This window comes from Mesorhizobium abyssinicae (assembly GCF_049887195.1).
Lineage (GTDB): Bacteria > Pseudomonadota > Alphaproteobacteria > Rhizobiales > Rhizobiaceae > Mesorhizobium > Mesorhizobium abyssinicae.
On sequence record NZ_JARAKC010000030.1, the window covers coordinates 1 to 14,567 of the forward strand.

Below are 14,567 nucleotides of genomic sequence, written 5' to 3' on the forward strand. Positions count from 1 at the left end.
CTTCAGCGCGAAGCCTCTTCAGCTGTGCAAGCGTGCCAACCTCGTCGGCTCCCATGAGGCGGCTGTAGCCGACGACGTCGGCAGCAAGAATTGCGGTGAGGCGTCGCTCCATGCCTGTGTCCTGCCTGCCCCATAGGTCGAAGCTTCGGCACAGCGAGCGTATGCTAGTCCTACCGCGAATGCGAGCGTGCAGTGCCGACGCCAGCAGCGATCAACTCGCCACGTCCTTTTGGCTTTCTCACATGGCGTGGTTTGTGGTCCGATCGCGGATGCTGCCGAAGGGCTACTTGGGGTCGGCTCACGACATCAGACCTTGGAGGTTGAACGTTCCGCTATCGTTTATTCTTGCACAAAAAGCGGATTTATGGAGCACTCCAGACTACGCTGACCCCTACTCCCACTCAATTGTTTTAAACCCATCTAAATCCTTGATTTAGATGGGTTTTTTATTCGCAATGGCCTGAATTTCCGACACGCAGGCCGCCAAAACTTACGATATTGATTTTAAAGAGAAAATTGTCACAAAAATTTTTTTGAGGTTTCAGCAACTATCGGTGCCAATCGGCCGATTTTCGTTCTCACGGTGTTCGGTCGACACTCGACTCGATCGCAAAAAGTACCGTCAGCACAATCTATCACGCCCCACTGGAGCGATCCATCCGTCGCGAACCATCGGCACTTGGTCGCGCCATCATTCATGCAAGCCCCAATTTCAGTTGCAACCACGGCCTCAGCGCCGAGTAGCCAGGGGGGAATGGACGAGCGGCATCGCCGTCTGCAGGACACGCGGCCGACCGATTTGCTTCAGCATGTCCTGAAGTGTTCGCTACCAGAAATAGGCGGACTCGCCCCCCAAGCTCTCGGGGAGCAGTTAAACTCGGCTGTCTTCGACGTCGACGGGATGCGTGACTACCAAAAATTGTCGGAACAAGAGTCGAGCTGATCGCTTTGATACGCGCTGTCCGCGAAGAGGCGATCTGCGACCTCTTTGCTAAAGGCGCCGGCAGAGACTTGCGCCGCGAGGTCCGCAAGCGCTCAAATTTGCCGAGCAAATGGTCCGCGATTTCACCGGTACTGACGCCGTCGATCCTGAAAAGAAGCGCCCGCTGTCAGTATGAAGCCTGAGGCTCCGCTTCGGGTGCTGGTGGGGGCACCAACGGGTCACGGTGAGCGCTTCACCCTTCGTTCACGATATTAGCGCAAGCTCATACGTGGACATGCAGGGTATTGCGTACATGCCCAAACAAGCCCTAGCGCAGAACACCCCTTCAGCGCTGGGGCTTTTCCTTTAATGCTGCGTCTTGCCGCTTGATTGATCCGCCTGCGCCATGAACTTGTTGAAGGCGCGCGCCTCATCGACAGTCTCAAACTGCCGAGACGTTGTCGTGCCGTCCGGCTTTAGAACCACGGCGAGGAATGGAAGCCCGAACACGGGCGGTTGATAGACGGCATAGATCGTGCTGCGCTTCATCGCGGCATTTTACAGGGATTTCTCGCCCGGAACTAGATACGCGTCGGTGTTCGGGTCGGCGATCTTTGGAGCCTTTAACTCTGAAGGGTGAGGTGCCGACTTAATCCGCGCCGGGGCTGTTGCGTCCACGTTCCCCAGTGGGCCCCACCCGCCAACTAATGACATTACACCGGCGCACTGATCGGCGTTGCCGGTGGCGCTCTGTCGGCCAGGCTTTTGGCGGCAACACCCAGAGCACCGTGATCGGGTGCCCTTCTCGGCGCGGTGGTCGGCAGTTCCACCCCGCCCCAGCGCCGCGGCGAATTAGCTATGCCGCTATCATTGAGGACCTTTGCCGGACCAGCGCCCACAGCGCTGGTCCCCGCACCGTCATGAGGAGGTCGAGAATGACAAGCCTTGCCGGGATCCTAAAGGTTCGCGGCAAACATGCAGTGAAACGGCTGATCAGCTACGATAGCCGCAGCTGGCTGCGCATCCGCCAGATCGAGGCGGTTTTCTCGAGGCGGGCAACCACAAGGCCTCCGACGTGATCGAGACATCGCCCGGCGGGACCGCTATTGGAAGGCAACCTGTCCGAGCTATCGCTCGTCGACTTCACCGACTTCGACATCTGCCGCGACCGCAACCGACGAGCAATTCTCGGTCGTCATCGCCGACCAGGCGCTGGAGCATGTGCAGCGGCCGACGTCCGCGTCGTTTCCAGCATCGTCTTGCGGCCAAACCGTTGGACGACGAAACGGCCAGCCTTCTGGCCCGGAATCTCGATCAGGTTGTAGGTGATCCAAGACAGCAGGCTCACCGTCGGCAGGACAATGAGAAGGACGATCGCGAAGCGAAGCGGCGCCACCAGATCGTGGCCATATTGCGTGATGACGAAAGCCGCGACCGGTTGGAGCACCAAAAGATGGATCAGGTAGATGCTGAAGGAAAGCTCTCCCATCAGATGAAAGAACCGGTTGCCGAGCGTCGTGGCTATCCTTGCTGCCACGACGCCCGCCATTCCCGGCAGCATCCGATAGAGAACAAGAGCAAAGAAGCCCATGACCAGCACTTCGCCTATCAGCAGCTTTCCCAGCCCATATTCGCCGCCATAGGGCAGCGCCGCCAACAGCATGGCCAACGCCAGATAGAGAATGGGCCGTGGCCGGCTCGGATGCAAAACGCCGGCCAAAAGCATCCCGCACAGGAACACCTGCATCTTCAGCGCCAGGAACGACGGCATCGGAAAATGCACCGACATTTGCTCCATCACAAACACGACGAGGCTGCCGAGCGCCGCGATCAGGACGGCGCTCTTTATCCAACCGAGCCTGCGGACAAGCAGCATGACGGCCGGAAAGGCCGCATAGAACTGCATCTCCAGCCCCAGGCTCCAGTCGGGAAGCGGCGTGCGGTAGGCGAAATTCGGCAACAGGCCAAACAGGAACAGAAGATGGGCGACGATGTTCTTCAGGCCGTTGTCGAGGTAACGCTCGGGCGCCTGATGCGATCTCAGCAGGAAGTCGTCGATGACCGTCCTGGATTCGTAGAGAGAGGGGCCGAGCGCCAGCGCCAGGAAAAGCATGACATAAAATAGCGGCGCTATCCTGAAATAGCGGCGCGTCCAGAATTTCAGCCAGGTCTCCGGCTTTTGCCAAGGCTCCTTGTCCTGGCGAAGCTGGTAGTGGAGCACCATCAGGAAACCGGACAGCATGATGAAGAGATCAACGCCGAGATCCGGTTCGCCCAGGATCGGAACACGCCAGCCGGTCAGAAGCAGACAGTGCCCGACAAGCACCCACATCGCGGCAAGCGCCCGAAGCCCGTCCAGGCATTCGACACGGGATCGGGTCATGCCGAACTCCCTGAGAGCGGGAGCGTCAGCAATGCAAATCGTTCATCGAGGCAGGCCGGTGGCCGGGGTGATACTGACACGCCAAAACCTTGGTGCAGAAAACCCCGCCGCAAGGAGAGTTTCGAGCCGGTGCGCTGATATCGCAATGCAACAAATTTAACGCAACGCAACATGAGCGGAGGTTTTAGGGGATCCGGGTGGAAAGGTGGAAGGCCGGAACTGCCGATCTCCCCTTGTGCGAGGGAGATCAGCGTATCACCGCCGCTTCGTCAGCCGCGCATGCCGGCGCCAATAACTCGGCGGCGCCGAAGCCAACTCCGAATCGACATCGAGCTCGGCGACATAGGCAAAGCCCTGCAGCGCTTGAGCCCCGGCAGCGCCGGTGTCCAATGGTCGAGCTGGCAGTCGGCGATATAGGAGAGATCCCGCACCGTGGCGGGGATGATGCGCTGGCCATGAGCGGGCATGCGTTTCTCGGAGGCCTTGACCGGCATCGCCGCCGGTGACCTACTTCGATCATCGAACGTGCACGTTACCAGTTATCCGACGGGAGGAGACGGGCGAATGGACATCCGATCGACGCTGACGGAGTTATGCGACGCCTTCAACGCCCATGATCTCGATCGCATCATGGCGTGCTTTGCCGACGACTGCGTCCTGGAGATGCCCAGGGGCAACAAACCATGGGGTTCCCGCGTCGAAGGCAAGGCAAATGTCCGAGACGCGCTGGCCACGCGTTTCGAAGGCTTGCCCGATGTTCACTATGGCAATGGCGAGCATTTCGTGGATGCGGCAAACAATACCGGCATCTCGAAATGGCTCCTCACCGGCACTGCCCGCGACGGGACGAGAAAGGAAGTCCGCGGTTGCGACTTCTACACGTTCCGCGACGGCAAGGTGATCCGCAAGGACTCGTACTGGAAGATGGTCGAGTAGAACGGCGCGTGCCTCAACTCTAGGCGGTCCACAAGCCGCTCCGCTGATCGTTCGCCACTAGGACTCCATATCCAAAACTTCAAAGGCCGCCAAGCCTGCAGCGGTTAAGATCGACGACTCCACGCATTCGGCAAATCGGCACCGATGAGCGCGAAGGCGACACGAGCGACGATGGATGCTCACCCGGCCGGACCCGAACCGGGGCCTTTGGCGGCATCACTGTGCCCAACGAACAGGTTTACACTCCTCAGAGTCCGGTCTTCGGAGCACAATTCGATTGCGCCCTCTTTCCTTCGCGAGATAGAGCGCTTCGTCGGCGTGGCGCTGTAGCTGTTCCGGTGAGATGGCCTCGTCCGCGGTCTGCATTGCAACTCCAACGCTGAGAGTAACGCGGCGCGCGCGAGTGCCCGGGTTGGGAATGGCTGCGGCCTCAACGCTCGTTCGAATGCGTTCGGCCACGGCGCTCGCCTCTTCCTCCGTCACCCCGGGCAAAAGCACGAGGAACTCTTCGCCGCCGTAGCGGGCCACGTGATCGTGATCGCGCCTGACGTTTTCCTGGATAATCCCGGCGACCTCGACAAGACAGCGGTCGCCTTCGGCATGGCCGAGGTGATCGTTCAGCTTCTTGAAGTGATCGATGTCGCACATGAGCAGTGCCGCACCGTCAAGGCAGCGTTTGTCGCTTCCCCAGATGCGGCTGAGCGTTTCCGTCATCCAGCGCCGGTTGGCGAGGCCGGTGAGCGGATCGGTCCTTGCCAACAGTTCCAACCGCTGGTTCGCCTTGGCCAGTTCGGCAACCCTGCGCCGATCGCGAAGCTCAAACAGGAAAGTCTTCTGCGCCAGAATTGTCATGATGCGTCGCGCGGCGACTGTTGCGAAGATACCGCTGGCGAAGAACAGCGTCCCAGCGGCCGCGCTCCCATGTTCGATGGCGGCGTTCTGAAGCTGAAACACGAGATACAGCCCGAGCGCCAGCCCGGCGATGGCCACCGTCCAGGCCAGCGGGATACCGAAAATGATGATCGCGGTAATGGCCACGAACAGCATGACATTCAATTGCCGTTCATAGAACTCGCCACCAGCGCTTACGCCGACCAATGCGACTGACAACAAGATCAGGAACATCCCTGTGATGAGCGAGGACGCTTCGACCCACGGTGCCTGCGGTTTTCGCCAGAGAAGGACCACGGCCGTCGCGACGGGAGGAATGATTGCGGCCGGCAGAAGCATGCTAGTGGCGACCGCGCCTGGAAGGATCACCATGTTGACCGTCAGGGTGAGCACATCCAACAAAGCCACCCAGATCATCCATGCACGTATGATCTTCGCGGTCTGTGACCAGACACGCGCCCTGAACAGGCGCATGATCTCGCCTTTGAGACGGATGTCGCGCGTGCGGCGAGCCAGAAGCTGGTCAACTTCTGCACCTATGGCGGGGTCATGCTGCTCGTCGGAGGGCACCAGATTTGTCACAACCTTAGGCCTTTTGGACGCTTTCCCCTAACGGTTTTCCAACCAAGCGCGGTGGCGGAATAGGCAAAACATGTCCGGTCTTTCTAAAGATTCGCTTTCCAGTTGAACGAAAATCCCATTCATCCGTGCCTGTCTCGTGAATAGGGTTCAACCGTTCGGGCTCGCGCATCGCCGCTAAGAACAAGCGCTTGGACGAATGCCTGACTGGCGATCGAGGGCGGCGGCTTGGCCCCGGCCCACGAGGGGTATCGAAGCCTGTGGGAACGCAGCAAAAGGACCGTCGCTTGGCGACGAGCCGTCTACCTGCCGGGCGGGAGAGTGTTGTACCGCCTCGCGACCGGTTAAGCCAAGATGGTTATGACCGCGGCTGACGCCAGCTCTGTCAGCTGATCGCCCGTCGCTAAGGCATACGCGCCGAAACTGTCGGCGACGACGCTGATCCTTCTCGGATTGCTCGGATTAGAGGAATTGGTCTGACCGGAAAGGCTGCTAGAAGGCTAGCGGTCCCCGCACCTGCCGTGACATCGCTTCCGATGCGGACATGCAAGCGGCAACAGCGATCCTGTCCAAAGCCATGCAGGACATCGAGGACCTACCGGTCATCCCCCGCGAGGTCGAGGGCATCCTGACGACCTCTCCAAAGGTCTCCATTGCTTCATCGCCGCGCCTTTCGCCAGCCCGCCGTGCGCGCTGCGGCTTCAGCGCAGAACCATCGCTCGCCCTTGCCTGGCGTGATCACCGTTTCGTCGTAATGCTCTTGCCTCCTACCCCATCCATTGCTTCCTTGTGAAGGCAGGTCAGGCGCGCCATGGAACATAAGTCCCCCCTCCCCCATTGTTGATCCGAGGCCGAGGGCGCATTCCGTGACCCTGGTATGGTGCAATGGCCGAAGATCAGAACCCTGTTTCAGCCATAAGCGAGGATGAGACACGCCTTGAGCGACAGGTGACGCCCGCGCCGCGCAACCGCTTCGTCATCGTCATCGGCGCGTCTGCCGGCGGGGTCGAGCCGCTGAAACAGATCGTCGGCGACCTGCCGTCCGATCTGGCGGCGGCGGTGTTCGTGGTGCTGCATGTCGGGCAGGTCAGCTATCTGGCGGAGATCCTCGATCGCGCCGGCCGGCTCAAGACGTTGGTCGCCGAGAACGGCGCCACGTTCAGGACCGGCAGGATCTACGTCGCGCCGCCCGGTTTCCACCTTCTGCTCCATGGCGACCACATGATGTTGCGGCGCGGACCGCGCGAAAACCTTGCCCGGCCGGCCATCGACCCGCTTTTCCGCTCTGCCGCGCTGAGCTACGGCGCTGCCGTCATCGGTGTCCTGTTGTCGGGTTCGCTTTCCGACGGCACGGCGGGCCTGAGGGCGATCAAGGCGGTCGGCGGGCTGGCCCTCGTCCAGCATCCGAAGGACACGCTGGTGCCGGCCATGGTGCAAAGCGCGCTGCACCATGTCGAGGTCGACCACTGCCTGCCCGCGGCTGAACTGGGCGTCTGCCTGGCAAAACTGGCGGCAGAGCCGGCCGGCAAAACCTTGCCCGCCCCGTCAAGCGTCAGGCTGGAAGCGGCGGTCGCCGCTCAGGAGCATTCGACCATGAAAGATGAAGATCGACTCGGCGAATTGTCGGTGTTTACATGTCCGGAATGCCACGGGCCGCTGTGGGAGATCGAAGATGGTGACATGGTTCGCTATCGGTGCCATACCGGCCATGCCTTCACCGCTGACGCGATGATGGAAGCGCAGGCGGTCGAGGCAGACGAGATATTGTGGAGCTTGCTGCGCTCACACCAGCAACGGGCGGCGTTTGCCCGGCGGATGTCCGAACGCGAAAAGAAAAAGTTCCGCTCCGAACTCGCCACACAGCTGGATGAGCGAGCCAGGGAATATGAAGCGGATGCCGCTGTCATCGAGCGCATCCTGGAAAGCAGGCGGGTGCAGGTAACGGACGATGGCGCAGTCACCCAGGAAGGCAACGGGAAGGAAAAGGCGAGGTAATCCAAGCGACGGCACGGGAGCGCCTGTCAATGGGTCCTTCCCAATCGTCGGTATAGGCGCATCGGCAGGTGGCATCGGGGCATTGCAAAAATTCTTTCCCGAGGTTCCGGCCGACAGTGGCTTTGCCTATGTGGTGATCCAGCATCTCGACGCCGAGCATGAAAGCGTGCTCGCTAGCATCATCCAGCGCTGCACCTCGATCGAAACGCAGACCGCAGCCGAGGGCATAGAGATCGAGCCGGACAAGATCTACGTGATCCCGCCAGGGGTTTCGGTGACTGTCGAGGACCATCGCTTTCACGTCGCCAAGATGGCGACCACGCGCGCCCGGCGAACGCCGATCGACGACTTCTTCACCTCGCTTGCCCACGAGCAGTCCGAAAACGCCGCCGGGGTCATTCTCTCGGGAACCGGCAGCGACGGCACGATTGGCCTGCGGGCGATCAAGGAACGCGGCGGGCTCACGCTGGCGCAGGAAAGCGCCGAATATGATGGCATGATGCGTAGCGCCGTCCAGAGCGGCCTCGTCGACATGGTGCTTCCGGCCGAGGACATGGCCGGCAAGCTGGTGAGTTATTTTCGCCATTCGAGCCGCTCTGACGGCGAGCGCGATCGCCACAATCGCGACGTCGCCGAACAGCTTTCGCGGATCGCCGCCTTGCTTCGCATGCGCACGGGCCATGATTTCAGCGGCTACAAGGACAACACCATCCTGAGGCGCATCCAGCGCCGCATGCAGGTGCTGCAGATCGACGATCCGGCCGCCTTCTACGAACGGTTGCGCGAGGAGCCGCAGCAGGTCGATCTCCTGTTCCAGGATCTCCTGATCGGTGTGACCAGCTTCTTCCGCGACGCGCATGCCTTCGATGCGCTGGAGCGGCTTGTCGTTCCAAAGCTCTTCGAGGGCCGCAAGCCCGACGAGACGATCAGGGTCTGGGTGCCGGGCTGCGCCACCGGCGAGGAAGCCTATTCGATCGCCATGCTGCTCAAGGAGAACGCGCCGCGCGGTGCCGCTTCGCCCAACCTGCAGATATTCGCCACCGACATCGACGAGCGTGCGTTGGAAGTGGCGCGCGCCGGTCGTTATCCCGCGACCATCGCAACCGACATCACGCCGAAGCGGCTGAAGGAATTCTTCTCGCGCGAGGACGGCACTTATCGTGTCGCGTCCGAGCTTCGCGAGGTATGCTTGTTTTCGTCGCATAATCTGCTGCGCGACCCGCCCTTTTCCAAGCTCGACTTGGTCGCCTGCCGCAACCTTCTAATCTACATGGGTCCGGAACTGCAGGAGAAGATCGTTCCAATCTTTCACTACGCCTTGCGCAACAACGGCTATCTCTTCCTCGGATCCTCCGAGAACGTCACTCGTCACGTGCGCCTGTTCTCGACAGTCGACAAGCCGAGCCGCCTGTTCCAGAAGCGTGCTGGCGTCACGGCGCAGCGGCTGCCCGAATTCCCGCTCGCCGCCGCGACCCGGCAGGCCCCTCATGTGCGCCAACGCGCGACCGGCGGAACCCTCCAGGAGAGCGCCGAACGGCTGCTGCTCGACCGCTATTCGCCCGCCTATGTAGTCATCAACGCGGCCGGCGAGCTGATCCACAGCTCGGGCGGCACCGGGAAATATCTGGAGCTCGCCGCCGGCGCTCCCGACTCCAACGTCTTTTCCATGGCCCGGCGCGGCCTGCGGATGGACCTGAGGGCCGCTCTGCATAAGGCGGTGAGCACGGGCCAGGTGGCGATCCAGAACAAGATCACAGTCGGCACCAACGGCGGCCGCCAAACAATCAGCCTTGTCGTGCAACCGCTGCCGACCGAGAGCGGTGCGGACCCACTCTATATGCTGGTGTTTCGTGATGTCGGCGGTATCAAGCCGGAGTCCGAAAGCGAGCCCGTCCATACCACCGACGATGTCGAAAGCGCCAATGTCAGCCAGCTCGAGAAGGAGCTAAGGGAGACCAGGGAGCGCCTGCAGATCACGACAGAGGAGCTCGAATCCTCCAATGAGGAGTTGAAATCCTCCAACGAGGAGCTGTCTTCGATCAACGAGGAGCTGCAGTCTTCCAACGAGGAGCTGGAGACCTCCAAGGAGGAGCTGCAGTCGATCAACGAGGAACTGCAGACCGTCAACGCCGAGCTCAACATCCGCGTCGACGAGCTCAGTCGCGCCAACAACGACATGGCGAACCTGCTCGAAAGCACGCAGATCGCGACCGTGTTCCTCGACCGCGACCTCTGCATCAAGAGCTTCACGCCGACGGCGCGGGACCTGTTCAGGCTGGTCGAAAGCGATGTCGGCCGGCCGCTCGCGCATGTCCGTCCGCGGTTTCTCGCCGACGGCCTGCAGTCCGACATTGAGCAGGTGCTGCAGAAGCTTGGCACTATCGAGCGGCAGGTGGAAGGCATCGACAATGGCAGACGCTACATCATGCGCGTGATGCCATACCGCACCGTCGACAATGTCATCGCCGGCGTGGTCGTCACCTTTGTCGACGTCACCCAGATCGCCCGGGCGGAAGAAAAGATCGGCGCGCTTTCGCACGACCTGCGCAACCGCGTCGAAAGCCTGGAAACCCTGCTCGATCTTGTGCCTGTCGGCATCTTCATTGCCGAGGACGGCAACGGCGAAGAGATCCGCGGCAACCGCCACGCGGTGGAGCTCGCCGGTCGGCCCGCCACGGACGGCAAGCTCAGTTCCATGCCCGCCATCCTGCCACTGATGATGCACGGCACCGTGGTCGACGCCGCTGATCAACCCTTGCTGAAGGCGATGCGGACAGGCAAGCCCATTCCCGGTTTCGAGGCGCGGATCGCGCGCACCAAGGGCGGCAGCGTCGACGTCATGATGTCGGCCAATCCGCTGTTCGACGAGCTTGGCAAGGTGCGCGGAGCGATTGCTGCCGTAATCGACATATCCAGCCACAAGGATGCCGAGCGCAACCAGGAGCGGCTGCTGCACGAATTGCAGCATCGCGTGAAGAACATCCTCGCCACTGTCACCGCGCTCACCTCTCGCATGGTGCGTTCATCGGGCACGCTCAACGATTTCGCGAGCGCCTTCCACGCTCGCCTGCAGGCGATGGCCCGCACGCACGAGTTGCTGGCTTCCTACCAATGGGGAGGCGCCGATCTCGAAAAGCTGGTGCGGGCGACCCTGTCTCCCTATGGCGGCAAGGAAGGCCAGAGCCTCGTCGTTCAGGGCGAGCCGTTCCAGCTCAATGCCAGCGCGGCTGCCACGCTCGGCCTGGTCTTCTTCGAGCTGGCCAGCAACGCCGCCAAATACGGCGCGCTTTCCACCGAAAAAGGCCGCGTGGAGGTTTCCTGGCGCGTCGATGGATCGCAAATGCTGTCGATCGCCTGGAAAGAGAGCGGCGGACCGAGGGTGAAGGAGCCGTCGAAGACAAGCTTTGGAACCACTTTCATCCAGCAGAGTTTGGAGTACGAGCTAGGTGGAAATGTGGATCTGCGTTTCAAAAGGGCCGGCCTGGAGTGCTTGTTGAGCATTCCGCTGCCCAAGTCGGCAATGATCGACTATTTATCCCTGCCTGCTCCAGGCAAGGTATGAATGAGCAAACGTCTCTTTCAGGGCTCAACGTTCTCGTCGTCGAGGATGCGTTCCTTGTCGCGCTGGACCTTTCCGATCAGTTGACGGATTCGGGATGCCAGGTGATCGGGCCCGCCGCCTCGGTGGAGCAGGCCCTGCGCGAGATCGATGGCGTCGAACTCGATGGCGCCGTCCTGGACGTCAATCTGAATGGCGAGCGGAGCTTTCCGATAGCCGAATTGCTGACCGCGCGCGGCATCCCCTTCCTGTTCCTGACCGGCTATGACAGCTCGACCGTCTTTCCCGATGCGTTCCGGCAATCGCCAAGATTGTCGAAGCCCGTTGACCCCAAGGCGTTGACCGAGGCGGTCGCACATTTCCGCAGGCACGACGGCTTCAGCTGACCCCTGTGCCGTTCCACCGAATGAACGCACTTCCTTCCCGGTGACGTCTCGCACCGTTTTCAACAGCGTCTCATGCGGGACTTGGAGCGACCGGTAGTGATCGCATTGCGGTCATATCAGCGGGCCGACGATGCTTAGATGCAGCCGCTCCGCTGCTGCCAGGAATTGTCTGAGTTGCTCGGCCCTGCCTAGTGGCAACCTTCTGCGAGGATCGCTCCACCTCATTATTCCTATGGAGTCGCCTTAGTAAGGGCAGCCTATGCTCACCGAATATCGTCAGGCGGCGTTCGATTCCGCATATCCCGCAGGCGTTTTCACCCCGCCCGTCCCATCGCACTCAGCGCATGTCACGGTAATTCCAGGACATCTGTGCTGATGCGTGCCCGCCGGGCAGCAATGACCGTTCGAGCTTCGCCATCTCGGACAATCAAACATCGTGCCGGTGCCACCGCAGCCTTGGCACTCGTCGATTTTAAGTAACGCCAACCCCATTTTGCCCAACCATGCATGCGCTGCCTGGGAACGCTGCTAGTCCACGTTCCACAGCGGGTCCCCACCCGCCAACTAATGACATTACCGTAGGGCAATTAAGGATTTTCTAAAACAGAGAATTTGGGGATTGTTTCCAATGCCTGTTGAAAGCCGCAAATTGTTCTGGGAAACGATGGGCGACACACCGCACCACCTTGGGACTGTCCATCAGGCGGTTGATATACCCTCGCGCCGCCACAAGTTCGAGGCTCCACGAGCCACAGCGCTCGGCGGCGTTTCGAAACCCTTGGCTTACTTCGGCAAACTCAATTTCCATAGCAGTCGAGCGTCATGCTGCACCTCCGATGGGTGCCCGTTTTGCCAATTCAACCACGGCGCCAGAGACGGGAATAGGAAGGCGTCAAGGCGCACGCCGTTGTTTGGGGTAGCATGGGCGGTGCCTGCTCTGCTTCCCAGGCCGGCGCAAGGTAATAATAGCGGACCGTTGCATTATCGGGCAGCACCCGGATCAGCACCGAAACGTCAGCCCCCAACAGCCGGCGCTTGCGGGATGGCCAGTGAGAGTATCCGTATCCGATCGGGACAATCCGGCGGGCGTCGCCATATTGGTTGCCTGAAGGCCGAATGAAGCCGGTGCGGGTCATCGTAAGCATTCCGGAGGATGTCCTCCACCAGATCAACCAAGCGGAACGTCATGGTTACAGCCCTCCGGCTTTCTGACTGCCGCTGCGAAAATGGCGATGCGGACCGAGGCGGCTTGGCGCTTTCGCAACCTGATTCAAGCCGAAGCGTTATCGTGCTGTTCGCGCAAGGCGTTTGCAGTTTGGCGACCACGATCCTCAAGAGCCGAGAAACCATGTCTTACTTCGTGAGGAACGCCGCCTACGTTCCGCCGCAATGCGCCAGCAACTGGCAACCATTCGCCCCCAATTTCAATCTCTGGGGCGCTTCAGAGGAGTTCTAGAGATGATCATCAAGAAGGCTATTCTGGCAGTGCTGATGACCGCGGCCCTTGCCGGCTGCGAGACGCAGACCGAAAGCCAGCAGCGGGCCACCACCGGCGCGCTGGTTGGCGGCGCCGGCGGCGCGTTGGTCGGCCAGGCGATCGGCGGCAACACCAAGAGCACGGTCATCGGCGCGGCGGGCGGCGCGCTGCTCGGCGCGGTCGTCGGCTCGGCCACGACGCCGCAGCGCCGCGGCGAGCAGCTCTGCCGCTATCAGGATCGCTATGGCCGCATCTACACCGCGCCCTGCGACGACCGGTACTACAACGGCGATTATTGAACCCAGACATTTGACTGGGGAGGCCAGCGTTTGGCGCTGGCCTCCTCGTAGCGTCATTCTTTGTACGGTTCTCGATGTAGAAGGAGTCTGGCGGCGCAATCTGCGGAGGATTGAACGACAAACCCTGCCGGCACCCTGAAAATCCGAAGCAAGCAAGCGGTGAAGCGGCTGATCGGCTACGAGAGCCGCAACTTGCTGACGCATCCGCCAGATCGAGGCGTTGCCTTTCTCGAGTCGGGCAACCGCAAGGCCTCCGACGAGATCGAGATCTCGCCGGGCTGGAATCGCTATTGGAAATCCCGAACTATCGCTCGGTCGACTTCCCGACTTCGATGTCTGCCAGCACCGCACCGACGAGCAATTCCCCCGTCGCCATCGCCGACCAGGTGCTAGAGCATTGTGCAGCGGCCGGGGGCGGCGGTTGGCGGCTGGGCGATGGTCGCCACCCTGTTCCTGTTCAGGGTCCATGCCAGGCCGCACGACTACAACCGCCGGACGCCGGGTCAAAAGGCGGCTTTGCTGAGGAGCCCATGGCGTATTTCGGCGCGCCCCGTTCGCGCTGCCCCTTTCCGAAAGCAAGGTTTGGCGGCGGCGCTCTTGCCGTCATCCGCGTGTTGTCGGCACCCAGTGGCAATGCGCATGACGCGGGCGGCGGGGCCGATCACGTCGGCATTCAGGCTATCTTAGCAGCAATGAGGGCTTGGGCCAGCGGACCAAGTTCTTCGATCATCTCTGATGCAGGGATGCGCGCCTCACTCGCTGCCATGTTCAGGTTGAACAAATGGGTTCCCATGCTCAATCCCTTCAGGTCTGGGTGGTTCAGACTGCTGGCAACGTATTTGTCGAACAGTTGGCGTGCGCGTTCCGACATCATACATCCCCGTGCTTTCCGCTAAGCATAGGCGGTTTCGCCTAGGGCTTCAAACGCCACATCAATTTTCTGAAATTCAAACTGAGACACTTTCCAGGACCTGCGCGGCTGGCTCACAGCCGATGTAGGTATAACTCGGCAGTTGAGCAAACGCGCAAAGGGCGACTAGGCGGAGGCTGTTCTCACGTGTGGCAAGGGCAACCTTTTGGCGGGCCAGCTATATGCCGCTACAATGGTCGGAGAGTATCTTGACGCGGTTCCACCTCATG

At 61.0% G+C, this 14,567-nt stretch carries 14 protein-coding genes; 7 read left to right on the top strand and 7 right to left on the bottom strand.

Features of this window, described 5'->3' with window-relative positions:
- Positions 1 to 1,288: 1,288 nt before the first annotated feature.
- The 3 genes from PU724_RS30735 to PU724_RS30745 form a co-directional block, all read right to left on the bottom strand.
- A complete protein-coding gene (locus tag PU724_RS30735; protein ID WP_128271606.1) occupies positions 1,289 to 1,471 on the bottom strand; it encodes a hypothetical protein in 183 nt (60 codons plus the stop codon).
- A 646-nt stretch (positions 1,472 to 2,117) separates the two neighbouring features.
- A complete protein-coding gene (locus PU724_RS30740) occupies positions 2,118 to 3,305 on the bottom strand; it encodes an acyltransferase family protein (RefSeq protein ID WP_354422778.1) in 1,188 nt (395 codons plus the stop codon).
- A 269-nt stretch (positions 3,306 to 3,574) separates the two neighbouring features.
- Positions 3,575 to 3,799, bottom strand: a complete 225-nt coding sequence (locus PU724_RS30745) for a hypothetical protein (RefSeq protein WP_426213744.1) — start codon at positions 3,797 to 3,799, stop codon at positions 3,575 to 3,577.
- Here PU724_RS30745 and PU724_RS30750 point away from each other — a divergent pair.
- Positions 3,789 to 4,241 carry a nuclear transport factor 2 family protein gene (locus tag PU724_RS30750; protein ID WP_245499868.1) on the top strand — a complete coding sequence of 151 codons (453 nt, stop codon included), beginning with the start codon at positions 3,789 to 3,791 and terminating at the stop codon, positions 4,239 to 4,241. The genes PU724_RS30745 and PU724_RS30750 overlap by 11 nt on opposite strands.
- Before the next feature lie 216 nt (positions 4,242 to 4,457).
- Here PU724_RS30750 and PU724_RS30755 read toward each other — a convergent pair whose 3' ends face one another.
- Positions 4,458 to 5,714 carry a GGDEF domain-containing protein gene (locus tag PU724_RS30755; protein ID WP_354422776.1) on the bottom strand — a complete coding sequence of 419 codons (1,257 nt, stop codon included), beginning with the start codon at positions 5,712 to 5,714 and terminating at the stop codon, positions 4,458 to 4,460.
- A gap of 541 nt (positions 5,715 to 6,255) precedes the next feature.
- Here PU724_RS30755 and PU724_RS30760 point away from each other — a divergent pair.
- The 4 genes from PU724_RS30760 to PU724_RS30775 all read left to right on the top strand — a co-directional run bounded on the left by PU724_RS30760 (position 6,256) and on the right by PU724_RS30775 (position 11,651).
- Entirely contained in the window at positions 6,256 to 6,504 is a 249-nt protein-coding gene (locus PU724_RS30760; RefSeq protein WP_189556366.1) for a hypothetical protein, read from the top strand.
- Positions 6,505 to 6,659: 155 nt separating this feature from the next.
- A complete protein-coding gene (locus PU724_RS30765; protein ID WP_245499869.1) occupies positions 6,660 to 7,706 on the top strand; it encodes a chemotaxis protein CheB in 1,047 nt (348 codons plus the stop codon).
- Entirely contained in the window at positions 7,660 to 11,268 is a 3,609-nt protein-coding gene (locus PU724_RS30770; protein WP_292098776.1) for a CheR family methyltransferase, read from the top strand. Before PU724_RS30765 ends, PU724_RS30770 begins: the two co-directional genes overlap by 47 nt.
- The gene (locus tag PU724_RS30775; protein WP_354422773.1) at positions 11,265 to 11,651 is read left to right on the top strand and encodes a response regulator; all 387 of its coding nucleotides are present in this window, start codon (positions 11,265 to 11,267) and stop codon (positions 11,649 to 11,651) included. Before PU724_RS30770 ends, PU724_RS30775 begins: the two co-directional genes overlap by 4 nt.
- 598 nt (positions 11,652 to 12,249) lie before the next feature.
- On the opposite strand, the gene PU724_RS30780 is transcribed toward PU724_RS30775, so the two are convergent.
- Complete coding sequence (locus PU724_RS30780) at positions 12,250 to 12,459, bottom strand: plasmid partitioning protein RepB C-terminal domain-containing protein (RefSeq protein ID WP_127391137.1); 210 nt, start codon at positions 12,457 to 12,459, stop codon at positions 12,250 to 12,252.
- 49 nt (positions 12,460 to 12,508) lie between these two features.
- Positions 12,509 to 12,787 carry a hypothetical protein gene (locus tag PU724_RS30785; protein WP_354422771.1) on the bottom strand — a complete coding sequence of 93 codons (279 nt, stop codon included), beginning with the start codon at positions 12,785 to 12,787 and terminating at the stop codon, positions 12,509 to 12,511.
- Between the two features lie 50 nt (positions 12,788 to 12,837).
- Here PU724_RS30785 and PU724_RS30790 point away from each other — a divergent pair, with 50 nt between their 5' ends.
- Positions 12,838 to 13,107, top strand: a complete 270-nt coding sequence (locus PU724_RS30790; RefSeq protein ID WP_426213745.1) for a hypothetical protein — start codon at positions 12,838 to 12,840, stop codon at positions 13,105 to 13,107.
- 2 nt (positions 13,108 to 13,109) lie between these two features.
- Positions 13,110 to 13,427 (top strand): glycine zipper domain-containing protein, encoded by a 318-nt coding sequence (locus PU724_RS30795; RefSeq protein ID WP_127282295.1) that lies wholly within the window; start codon positions 13,110 to 13,112, stop codon positions 13,425 to 13,427.
- 673 nt (positions 13,428 to 14,100) lie between these two features.
- Here PU724_RS30795 and PU724_RS30800 read toward each other — a convergent pair.
- On the bottom strand, positions 14,101 to 14,298 hold the full coding sequence (locus tag PU724_RS30800; protein WP_127282294.1) for a hypothetical protein: 198 nt from the start codon (positions 14,296 to 14,298) through the stop codon (positions 14,101 to 14,103).
- Positions 14,299 to 14,567: the final 269 nt, after the last annotated feature.